The sequence below is a fragment of the Bacillus sp. FSL M8-0166 genome (assembly GCF_038008825.1).
Lineage (GTDB): Bacteria > Bacillota > Bacilli > Bacillales > Bacillaceae > Bacillus > Bacillus safensis.
Map to the genome: position 1 here is coordinate 57,527 of NZ_JBBOZZ010000001.1, position 11,702 is coordinate 69,228.

At 40.9% G+C, this 11,702-nt stretch carries 10 protein-coding genes and 1 other annotated feature; of the genes, 8 read left to right on the forward strand and 2 right to left on the reverse strand.

The features are described 5' to 3' along the window. The first annotated feature begins 14 nt into the window (after positions 1-14). Entirely contained in the window at positions 15-713 is a 699-nt protein-coding gene (locus NSS92_RS00410) for an ABC transporter ATP-binding protein (protein WP_095409340.1), read from the forward strand. Then, positions 703-2,013, forward strand: a complete 1,311-nt coding sequence (locus NSS92_RS00415) for an ABC transporter permease (RefSeq protein WP_340866722.1) — start codon at positions 703-705, stop codon at positions 2,011-2,013. Before NSS92_RS00410 ends, NSS92_RS00415 begins: the two co-directional genes overlap by 11 nt. Before the next feature lie 65 nt (positions 2,014-2,078). Here NSS92_RS00415 and NSS92_RS00420 read toward each other — a convergent pair whose 3' ends face one another. Beyond that, the gene (locus tag NSS92_RS00420; RefSeq protein ID WP_267588079.1) at positions 2,079-2,777 is read right to left on the reverse strand and encodes a sunset domain-containing protein; all 699 of its coding nucleotides are present in this window, start codon (positions 2,775-2,777) and stop codon (positions 2,079-2,081) included. Positions 2,778-2,863: 86 nt separating this feature from the next. Then, positions 2,864-3,667 (reverse strand): PAS domain-containing protein, encoded by an 804-nt coding sequence (locus tag NSS92_RS00425; RefSeq protein ID WP_267588113.1) that lies wholly within the window; start codon positions 3,665-3,667, stop codon positions 2,864-2,866. A 424-nt stretch (positions 3,668-4,091) separates the two neighbouring features. Between NSS92_RS00425 and NSS92_RS00430 the strand changes: the two genes are divergently transcribed. The 6 genes from NSS92_RS00430 to NSS92_RS00455 all read left to right on the forward strand — a co-directional run bounded on the left by NSS92_RS00430 (position 4,092) and on the right by NSS92_RS00455 (position 11,694). Continuing rightward, positions 4,092-4,421, forward strand: coding sequence for a DUF4257 domain-containing protein (locus NSS92_RS00430; RefSeq protein ID WP_008343006.1), 330 nt, complete (start codon positions 4,092-4,094; stop codon positions 4,419-4,421). Positions 4,422-4,523: 102 nt separating this feature from the next. Beyond that, positions 4,524-4,745 (forward strand) — a binding site (T-box leader). Between the two features lie 97 nt (positions 4,746-4,842). Further along, positions 4,843-7,257: a leucine--tRNA ligase gene (gene leuS, locus NSS92_RS00435; RefSeq protein WP_340866723.1), complete on the forward strand. Its 2,415-nt coding sequence runs from the start codon at positions 4,843-4,845 to the stop codon at positions 7,255-7,257. A 130-nt stretch (positions 7,258-7,387) separates the two neighbouring features. Further along, positions 7,388-8,290 (forward strand): dienelactone hydrolase family protein, encoded by a 903-nt coding sequence (locus NSS92_RS00440; RefSeq protein ID WP_340866724.1) that lies wholly within the window; start codon positions 7,388-7,390, stop codon positions 8,288-8,290. A 46-nt stretch (positions 8,291-8,336) separates the two neighbouring features. Next, positions 8,337-9,089 carry an NAD-dependent epimerase/dehydratase family protein gene (locus NSS92_RS00445; protein ID WP_340866725.1) on the forward strand — a complete coding sequence of 251 codons (753 nt, stop codon included), beginning with the start codon at positions 8,337-8,339 and terminating at the stop codon, positions 9,087-9,089. Between the two features lie 219 nt (positions 9,090-9,308). Further along, positions 9,309-10,169: a carbohydrate ABC transporter permease gene (locus NSS92_RS00450; protein ID WP_087976618.1), complete on the forward strand. Its 861-nt coding sequence runs from the start codon at positions 9,309-9,311 to the stop codon at positions 10,167-10,169. 25 nt (positions 10,170-10,194) lie between these two features. Further along, positions 10,195-11,694, forward strand: a complete 1,500-nt coding sequence (locus NSS92_RS00455; RefSeq protein ID WP_267588082.1) for an extracellular solute-binding protein — start codon at positions 10,195-10,197, stop codon at positions 11,692-11,694. The last annotated feature ends 8 nt before the right edge of the window (positions 11,695-11,702 follow it).

Here is an 11,702-nt window from a genome sequence, read left to right on the forward strand (position 1 = left end):
GCAGGGGAGTAGAGATGATTCAGATTCAAGCATTAGATCATGTATTTAAAATTGGTAAAAAAGGCAGGGAAAATGAAATTCCTGTGCTGAAAGGGATTGACCTGTCCATCAAAAGAGGCGATATTGCTTGTATTGTTGGACGAAGTGGTTCGGGGAAATCCACCTTGTTGAACTTAATATCAGGCTATATTACGCCAACGAGCGGACAAATTGTCATTGATGGCACTGATGTGACCGGCTTTAATGAAAAAGAATGGGCAGACTTTCGCTTAGATCACTTTGGCTTTATCTTTCAAAGCTTTCAATTGATCGGGAGCTTAACAACGTATGAGAATGTTGAACTTCCGCTCACTTTAAAAGGTGTGAAGCCGTCTGAACGAAAGGCGAAAGTAAAAGAAATGCTGAAACGAGTAGGACTTGAACATCATGCAGGACATTACCCAAATGAGCTGTCAGGCGGACAGCAGCAGCGTGTGAGTATTGCAAGAGCCTTGATTTTAAATCCATCAATTATTTTAGCGGATGAACCAACAGGTAGTCTGGATTCAGAAACTGAAGGGGAAATTCTAGCCTTTATCCAGCAGCTCAATCGTGAAAAAGGAATTACATTTGTCATCATTACACATGACGATGAAGTGGCTTCAATCGCAGACACAACGTTCCAGCTTCACGATGGTGTATTAAAGAAAGGGGAACAATCCATTGAAATTTAGAGATCAGGTCAAATTCATTAGAAGAAATATGAAGAAAAATAGATTGCGTGTGTTTATGACCATTCTTGCGACGACAATGGCATGCTCTTTCTTAATCGTTTTAGCGTCTGTCGGTTTTGGTTTGCAAAAATCCGCTCAAGATGAAATCATGAAGCAGCAAATCATCACAGAAATTAAAGTGTTAGGAAAAGAAAAAGGAGACGTCAAGATTGATGATTTAAAGAAATATGATCATGTGAAATCTGTTGTCTCAAGAACATCGATCATTCCATCGGTTAACGTCGAACTCGATGACCGTTCAAGTGAAACACAGGCTGCTTTGACCGATATGAAAGAAGAAAAAGAAGCAGGGCTTGAACTAGACCGAGGAAAAGTTCCAACATCAGCGAACGAAATTGTGGTCGGGTATCATATGGCGGAACAACTGTGGACAAAAAAAGAACGCGAAGCCTATGAAAAAGAATTAAATCAGACGTCAAATGGGGAAGAAACACCGAAGGAGCCTAAAGGCTACACGAAGGATATTTTAAATAAAGTGATTCAAATCAAAGTGCCAAAACTGAATGAAGAAAATGAAGTCGTCAAAGAAAAAACATTTGATTTCCGTGTAGTAGGTGTTTTGAAAAAGCCGAATTTGGAGTGGCAGGAGGATCATAAAATTCTGATTCCGAATGCTTATGAAAAAGAATTTGGTCAAATACTCGACCTGTCTCCTGAAGCAGGAAATGTCGAGAAAATGACCTCTGTTTATGCAGATAAATTCGACAATGTCGGTGCAATCACGGATAAACTAACAGATGAGGGTTATCAAGTCATCTCTGTGACGAACCAGCTTGAAGGAATGGATATGTTCTTTACGGTCTTCAAAATTGGACTCATTTTTGTCGGATGTATTGCAGTCATTATTTCTGCCATCGGTATTTTCAATACGATGACCATGGCGGTAACAGAGCGAACACAAGAGATTGGGATTATGAAAGCTATTGGTGCAAATCCATCCATTATCAAGCGAATGTTCCTAATGGAAAGTGCTTATATTGGAGTAATCGGATCAATCATCGGTATTATCATCTCATATTTGATTAGTTTCGCCGTTAATTTAATCATCCCAGCCATTTTGTCGTCCATGTCTGAGGGAGGATCAAGTGATCAATTCTCGATTACTTTTTCCTATATTCCGCTCAGCCTTGTGATTACAGCGACAGTGATCAGCGCAGGGGTAGCGATCATCTCAGGGCTTAACCCGGCACGTAAGGCAACAAAAACGAATGTATTAGCAGCTTTAAGAAGAGAAATTTAAAAAAGAACCTCCTGGAAACCCGATTGGGCGCTCAGGAGGTTCTTTTTTATCTTAAATAAACAGCGCTATTGCTTAGGTGCCCTGTATCCGGCACGTTCTGCCTCTTCAACAGAGCAGAACATTTTGGTTATATTCTTTGTTCTAGAGTAGTATCTGCTGCTCGGTGTGTGATAAATGCCGTTGACACTCCCTTTAATGTTACAGGCAGCCGATTCTTTTTTTGTTTCCTTTTGAGATTCATGACCGCCTGTGCTTTTTCCTTCATCTTTAGGAGCGGAGCGCTGGACGGTGGAAGAACTCGTATCGCTGCTACTATTCTTGTTTTCTTTTTTGAGTGTTTCATTGCTGGAGGTGAGCTTGTCTATTTTCTCTTCAAGCGATTGAATGGTCTTTTCTTGCTGTTTGACCGTTTCTTTTTCTGAGGTGATGGTTTCTAGCTTTTTTTCCAGTTTTTCTTTTTCCTTCTCCGTGTCTTCTAAAGAGGAGGTAAGCGACTCTTTATCAGCTTTTAAGCTCGAAATGTCAGATGAGAGCTCCTTTTGCTCCTTTAACAGCTGTTCGGAAGATGGATCGGCTTGTGCCTTTGGCGCATTTGTAGCAGCAAACGGTAATGACATAATGGAAAAGACAAGGCCAATGACCAAAAAAGGATAAAATAGTTTCTTTGAAAAAATCAGCTCGTTCTGGCGTTTGAGTAAGAAGAAATTGACGGCGTATCCGATGGCAAAACAAACACATAAAAGACCTATGATGAGTAACATCATATCTAGCAGCCCCCCTAAATTGCTATTTACACCTATCATACCTCATTTTTCCATTTTAGGGAGCAGTTCAATTAAAAAAACCCTGTTTACACAGGGCTTTCAGCTAATGGTAATCCTTTTATGGCTTCTTTTACTGTCAAATAAGTGATCGTATTCTGGAAATCTGTATCCAGGTCTTTCATTTTCATCGCAAGCTGCGGCTTGATCCCAGTAATGATCAGTTCGGTTCCAGTTAAATTGAGGAGATGATGCAGTTTGAAAATACGTGCTGCGACGGAATCATCGACATCGATTAAACCAGAAAGGTCGACAATTAAATAATCATCCTTTGAATCATCTAATATACAAGTTAACTTAGCGACAATGGCATCAAAGCGTTCTTCAGATAATTTTCCGATAAGCGGAAGAGCAGATACACCATTTTTGATTGGGACGATTGGCGTCGAAAGAGAGGTGACTTCCTGTAAGGAATCTTCTAGGAGCTGTTCATATTCTTTCTGTTTCGTAATATCCTTTTGAAAACCAATGAAAAATGTTTTGTCATCTTGTTCGATGTATAGAGGATCTATATTGAGTTCATTCCAAAAAAAAGTGCCGTCTTTTTTATAATTTTTTAGCTGTGTGGTAATAGGTGTTTTGTTCTGAATTCCATGTCGAATTAAAGCAAGCTGCTTTTGATCTGTGTCTTTTCCTTGAAGGAATCGACAATTACGCCCAAGAATCTCATCTGGTTTGTATCCAGTCATTTGTGTAAAGCCATGATTCACATAAACGATAGGGTTATCCTCTAAGGAAGGGTCTGTAATGACAACACCGATCCGCGCATGATCCAGCGCTTTTTTGATGAGTTCAAGCTGTTTTTGCAAGCCGAAGATGTTCGAGCTGACCATATTACCCTCCTTTGCTGCTGCTATAAGCATATCAAATGGTTGTCTTTTCAACCAAATGAATCCTTATAAACGTAACATAACATATGTTCTGTTTCAACGATTGCAAACGCTTTGTTAAATTTGTCATCATAGTTTGTCCTCCATTAGAATAGAGTAAGTAAGGAGACTTTTCATTAGAAAAAGAAGGAATCAATTGCTCATAATTCATAAAATGACAAAAATAGTTAATATGGATTAGGTAAAAATGATTCCAATGCATCAAGATTGTTTTTGGGTCATTCACATATAATGGAAGAAACAAGCTTTTTTTCTTCGTTAGAGAGAATAGACCTTTTACATGGATTATGACGGAACAGCAGAATGGCATTACAGGGGGCTGGACAGCCTGAAGTCGCTTTACTATTCTAAGGGCTTTAGGAAGGTGATGAAAATGCTGCAACAAGTCATTATTGCTTGCGCCATTGGAGGGGTCATGGGCATTCTCGGTCACGTAAAGAAAAAAGGCAGGCTAGAGAAGCCCAGAATGACAAAGAAGTTTATTTATCTAGGGTTTATTGAAGATTGGCTCGTTGGGATGATTGCCGCTACACTGCTTGTCTTATCCTCAAATCCCGAATCTAGTCTGCACTTGATCATCTTATCCATTATTTCAGGTTACGGAGGAGAAGCAGTTCTGCGAAGTTTCGATTTTGTGAGAGAAGAACGTTCACAGGATGCAGGCTCCAACCGTCATAACCGATCTCCACATGAATAATATCCTCACTTTACCCTAGTCTAGGGTACATTCCCATTGTATACAAACCTGCTTGCACTTATGATCATAATTCTATAAAATACTACTTAGATGACGGTTACGATAAGAACAGTGAAGAGGAGTAGTAGGAAAGCAGTATTTGTCTTTAGAGAATTGACGGCTGGTGAAAGTCAATCAAATCTGCTTCTGAACTCGCCTCAGAGTTGCAGTTGCGTTAAAGCTTCTGTCGCATGTCTGCGTTAAAGATATTAAGTGAGCGTACGAACAGCATGTTACGCTAACAAGGGTGGTACCGCGGGAACCAAAAAATCTCTCGTCCCTTTCCAGGGATGAGGGTTTTTTGTTGATTTTAGAAAAATCTGAATTCTTGCAGTGGTCATCTAAGCAGATAAAGCCGTACATATTAAAGGAGGTTTTCACATTGAGTTTTCAGCATCGGGAAATTGAAAAGAAGTGGCAGGATTATTGGCTGACACATAAAACATTCGCCACATCTGACTCGGAAGATAAACCGAAGTTTTATGCACTTGATATGTTTCCATATCCATCAGGCGCAGGGCTTCATGTCGGGCACCCTGAGGGCTATACAGCAACGGATATTTTATCACGCATGAAACGTATGCAGGGATATGATGTTCTTCATCCAATGGGATGGGACGCATTTGGTCTCCCGGCAGAACAGTATGCACTTGATACAGGAAATGATCCGGCGGCCTTTACAGAAGAGAACATCAATAACTTCCGCCGCCAAATTCAATCACTAGGGTTCTCGTATGATTGGGATCGAGAAATCAACACGACAGATCCGAATTACTACAAATGGACACAATGGATTTTCTTAAAATTGTACGAAAAAGGATTGGCCTATATCGATGAAGTACCAGTGAACTGGTGCCCAGCGCTTGGCACAGTGCTTGCAAATGAAGAAGTCATTGATGGAAAAAGTGAACGCGGAGGGCATCCTGTTGAAAGACGTCCTATGAAGCAATGGATGCTAAAGATTACGGCATATGCGGACAGGCTGTTAGAAGATTTAGAGGACATTGATTGGCCTGAAAGCATTAAAGATATGCAGCGCAACTGGATCGGACGCTCTGAAGGTGCGCACGTTCATTTTGAAGTAGAAGGGCATGACGAACAGTTTACGGTTTTTACAACGCGTCCTGATACACTATTTGGCGCAACATATGCAGTGCTTGCACCAGAACATGCACTTGTTGAAAAAATCACATCAGATGCTCAAAAAGAAGCTGTCGAAGCGTATATCAAAGAGATTCAATCAAAGAGTGACCTAGAGCGGACAGATCTTGCTAAAACGAAGACGGGTATTTTCACAGGGGCGTATGCCATCAATCCTTTAAATGGTGAAATGATGCCGATCTGGATTGCCGATTATGTGCTGGCGACTTATGGAACTGGAGCTATTATGGCGGTTCCTGCTCATGATGAACGTGATTATGAATTCGCTAAAACCTTTGATCTTCCAATCAAAGAAGTTGTAGAAGGCGGAGACATTGAAAAAGAAGCCTACACAGGTGATGGAAAGCACATTAACTCTGATTTCCTAAATGGCTTAGGAAAAGAAGAAGCGATTGAAAAAGCGATTGCATGGCTTGAAGAACATCAAAAAGGTGAAAAGAAAGTCACATATCGTTTAAGAGACTGGCTATTCAGCCGTCAGCGCTACTGGGGTGAACCGATTCCAATCATTCATTGGGAAGACGGAACATCTTCAGCTGTTTCAGAAGAAGAGCTTCCACTGATCTTGCCTAAGACGACAGAGATTAAGCCAAGTGGTACAGGTGAATCACCATTAGCCAATATTAAAGACTGGGTTGAGGTTGTAGATCCTGTAACAGGTAAGAAAGGCCGCCGTGAAACGAATACAATGCCGCAATGGGCAGGCAGCTGCTGGTATTTCTTACGTTATATTGATCCTCATAACTCAGAAGAGCTAGCATCTCCTGAGAAGCTGAAGAAATGGCTTCCAGTTGATGTGTATATCGGCGGAGCAGAACACGCTGTACTGCATCTTTTATATGCACGCTTCTGGCATAAGTTCTTGTATGATATCGGTGTTGTTCCAACAAAAGAACCTTTCATGAAATTGTTCAACCAAGGCATGATTCTTGGGGAAAACAATGAAAAAATGAGTAAATCAAAAGGAAATGTGGTCAACCCGGATGATATCGTAGAATCTCATGGTGCGGATACATTACGACTTTATGAAATGTTCATGGGACCTTTAGATGCGTCAATTGCTTGGTCTGAAACAGGACTTGATGGTGCTCGACGTTTCCTTGATCGTGTATGGCGTCTATTTACAAATGAAGATGGCTCACTCAGTGATAAAGTGACAGAGCAATCTGGCGGCGCATTAGAACGCAGCTATCATGAAACAGTCATGAAGGTAACGGATCATTATGAAGGCTTGCGTTTCAATACAGGCATTTCGCAATTAATGGTGTTTATCAACGATGCCTATAAGGCTGATACACTGCCGAAAGAATATGCAGAAGGCTTTGTAAAGCTTCTTTCTCCAATTGCACCGCATTTAGCAGAAGAGCTTTGGAATAAACTTGGTCATGAAGGGTCTATTTCTTATGAAGCATGGCCGCAATATGATGAGTCAAAGCTTGTCGACGATGAAGTAGAAATTGTTGTACAGCTTAACGGTAAAGTGAAAGCAAAATTAACCGTTCCTGCTGATGCAACAAGAGAGCAGTTAGAAGAGCTCGCGAAAAATGATGCACGCGTAAAAGAACAGCTTGAAGGGAAAACCATTCGTAAAGTGATTGCAGTTCCTGGGAAGCTTGTCAATATTGTTGCGAACTAATGATGACACCCATCGGTATAAACCGGTGGGTGTTCTTTATTTCCCGGGACATAATTTTGTCGAAAACAAGGTGATTCCCGCATCGGTCTCGTATTTTAACAGTTGATCAAGAAAATGAGGAGTGACGTCAATGGAAAAGGAAAGCAAACGTGAACAACTGCTCAGTCTGTTAGGAGAAATGCCAGAACGTCATCGCGTGGAGGCTTATACGTTAAAAATGGAGGAACGTGAATCATATGTAGTGGAAACACTCATTCTCTCTATGAATGGTGTAGAGGAAGTCCCTGCTTATTTTGTGAAACCGAAGGATACAGCGAAAAAAAGACCCGTAGTACTGTTCCAGCACTCTCATGGCGGGAATTATGTGAATGGGAAGGAAGAGCTGTTAAAAGGTGCCCATTATTTGCAAGCGACTTCATATGCAAAAGAGTTTACGTCAAAAGGATATAGTGTACTGGCCATTGATCATGCAGGGTTTGGTGAGAGAAGAGGAAGAACAGAAAGTGAAATTTTTAAGGAAATGCTTTTAACAGGAAAAGTGATGTGGGGCATGATGCTGTATGAAAGCATGTGTGCGATCGATTATTTGCTGTCTCGATCTGATGTGCTGGTGGACCGGTTAGCTGTCTTTGGGATGTCGATGGGCGGTCTTCTTTCCTGGTGGACGGCTGCGCTTGATGAGAGGGTCAGTGTGTGTATTGATCTTTGCGCACAGGTAGATCATCATACATTAATTGAAACGAACAATTTAGACAGGCATGGCTTTTATTACTATGTACCGAGCTTAGCGAAGCATTTTACAGCAGCTGACATTCAAGAAATGATTTTTCCAAGACCGCATTTAAGCTTAGTAGGAAAACTTGATCAGCTCACGCCTGCTGAAGGCGTTGGAAGGATTCAAAAGGTATTGGGTCAAACCTATCAAGCTGCTTCATTGAAAGAACGATATCAGCTTGTTCATCTTCATGCAGGTCATTTTGAAACAGCCGTTATGCGTCATGAGGCGACACGATTTTTGAAAAAGTGGCTGTAATCAAGTAACGCTTGGACATACTACGTCAAAAGAAAGGGGGAGACAGATGAAAAAAATCACCATCATTGGCGGATGCGGTGTGATTGGACGTATTTTAACAAAAGCGCTCTCTACTGAGTACAGCGTCACGATTATTGATCTAACGAGCTGTGTAGAAGGAGTCATTTTAGCCGATGCAGCGAATGAACAGAATGTATATGAGGCAATTCCGCGGGATACAGATGTCATCTTGCATCTTCTAAACATGGACATGACGCATGATGTGATGGATCATGAAGAATTTGCAAAAATGAATGATATTTTTTGGAGGAGTACCTATTATATGTTTCGTTCAGCCGCGCGGCTTGGCATACGAAAAGTCATTTTTGCAAGCAGCAACCATGTGACGGATCGTTATGAAGAGGATGGACGCTCCTTACTTGGGCGGCAGATTACAACTGATGATGTGCCTGCGACTAAAAATGTTTATGGCATTTTAAAGTTTGCTTCCGAACAGTTAGGGCGTTTGTTCAACGATCAAACGGGAATGTCTGTCATCAATTTAAGAATTGGAACAGTTGTAACAGATGAGATGAAGGCATTGCACAAAAAGCCAAGAACAAAAAGAACACTGCTGTCGCATGAAGATCTTACAGGTATGATAAAGGCAGCGATTGAAACGAATATCCCCTTTGGGACCTATTATGCTGTATCAGAGAATGAAGAAAAGCCGTGGTCTACTGAGAAAACGAAGCAGGAGTTAGGCTATGAACCAGATGTCAATACGACGGAGATCCTCGGAGACAATGATCAAGCATAGGGCATAATCATGTCATGAGCTAATGATCTTATTCTTTTGTTTCATGAGCATAAAAGCACGGCTGACATGATCTATACATTTGGTCTGTCAAGATGATTATAGACGCTTTCTTCCCCCGTTTGTTACATTTTAATCACGATATCGTCACAGGCTGCAGCTTACTTTCAGATGAAATGATAACGCTTTCAAAGAAAGGGCGTGATGAACATAGATCGTTCTATTAAAGGCCGATTGTTCAATTTATTTAATTACTCTTTTCTACTCATGTTCGCATTAATATGTGTGCTTCCGTTCATCCATGTCATTGCCGCCTCTTTTGCAACAGTAGAAGAGGTCATCACGAAGAAGTTTATCTTGTTCCCGACGACGTTTTCTCTAGAGGCATATCGATATATTTTTTCTACAGATATTGTGTATCGCAGCCTCATTGTGTCCATTCTTGTGACGCTCGTTGGAACAGCTGTCAGCATGTTTTTGTCCTCGCTGATGGCATACGGGCTGTCTCGCCAGGAGCTAAAAGGCCGGAGAACACTGATGTTTCTCGTTGTTTTCACGATGCTGTTTAGCGGAGGTATGATTCCGACGTTTATTGTGGTGAAAACACTTGGTCTGCTTGATACGTATTGGTCACTTATTTTACCGGTTGCAATCAATGCGTTCAATTTAATCATTTTGAAAAACTTTTTTCAAAACATACCGGCAAGTCTTGAGGAATCAGCGAAGATGGACGGCTGTAACGATTTAGGGATTTTCTTTAAAATTGTGCTGCCACTTTCTTTGCCAGCCATTGCAACCATTTCACTTTTTTATGCCGTGACGTATTGGAACACGTATATGACCGCCATTCTGTATTTAAATGATTCAGTGAAATGGCCGATTCAGGTGCTGCTGAGACAGATTGTCATTGTCTCAAGCGGAATGCAGGGAGATATGTCGGATATGGGCTCATCTACACCACCGCCAGACCAGACGATTAAAATGGCTGTGATTGTTGTGGCAACCATTCCGGTTCTGCTTGTCTATCCATTTATTCAAAAGCATTTCAACAAAGGGGCATTACTAGGTTCTGTAAAGGGTTAAAAAGATGGAACAACGGAGGGATCTTATGGGGAGAAAGAAATTATGGCTGATTGCGTTTGTCCTGTTATTTGCAGCAAGCGGTATTCTGTCAGCATGTTCAAGTAAAGGGGCAAACTCATCAGATGAGAAGGTTGATTTAGACAAAAAGGTAAAGCTGACATGGATGGCGATTTTATATCATCAGCAGCCGCCGAAAGATTCCGTTTTAAAAGAGATTGAGAAGCTCACAAATACAGAACTTGATATTACATGGGTGCCTGATGCTGTGAAGGAAGATCGTTTAAATTCTGCACTTGCAGCAGGGAATTTGCCGCAAATTGTGACGATTCAAGACATTAAAAATTCGTCTGCGATTAATGCGTTCAGATCAGGCATGTTCTGGGAAGTCGGTCCGTATTTAAAGGATTATCCAAATTTAAGTAAGATGAACGAACTGATTAATAAAAACGCTTCTATAGACGGCAAGCTTTATGGCATCTATAGAGAAAGACCACTTTCAAGACAAGGGATTGTCATTCGAAAGGATTGGCTTGAAAATTTAAATTTGGATACACCAAAAACCTTGGATGATCTGTATGAAGTAGCCAAAGCCTTTACTGAAAAAGACCCGAATCAAAACGGAAAAGCCGATACAATTGGCTTTACGGATCGTAACGATTTAATTTATGGCGCATTTAAAACACTTGGATCATATGAAGGAATGCCAACAGACTGGAAAGAAGAAAACGGGAAATTCACGCCGGACTTTATGACAAATGAGTACATGAATACAATGAAATACATGAAAAAGCTGCGTGACAATGGCTATATCAACAAAGACTTCCCAGTGACAAGCAAAACACAGCAGCAGGAATTATTCTCACAAGGAAAAGCAGGCATCTATGTTGGAAATATGGTAGATGCCGTGAACCTGAGAGATGATGCGACAGATAAAAACATGAAAGTAGATATTATCAACCGAATCAAAGGCCCAGATGGTAAAGAACGTGTGTGGGCATCAGGTGGTCATAATGGCATCTTCGCATTCCCTAAAACAAGCGTGAAATCAGAGGCGGAATTAAAGCGGATTTTGGCCTTCTTTGACCGCATTGCCGAAGAAGATGTATATGGTCTCATGACGTACGGTATAGATGGCCAGCATTATAAGAAAGAAGAAGGAAATACATTTGTCAGGGAAGAAAGCCAATTGAAAGGCTGGCAGACAGACGTACAGCCGCTTGTCAGTCTTGTAGGAATTGATAAACGTTACTTGAAAAATAAAGGGGATGCAGTTCGTACAAAATATGAAGAGCTAGAAGAAGACAATAAAAACATCATTGTCGCTAACCCTGCTGAAAGCCTTTATTCAGAAACGGCATCTGAGCGAGGAAATGAATTGAAGAAAATCATCGATGATGCGACCTATAAGTTCATTCTTGGAGACATCAGTGAAGATCAATTTAAGAAAGATGTAGAGAAGTGGAAATCAAATGGTGGAAATAAAATCATAGAAGAATATGAAGCTTCATTTAAAAAATCAAAATGATCAATAGG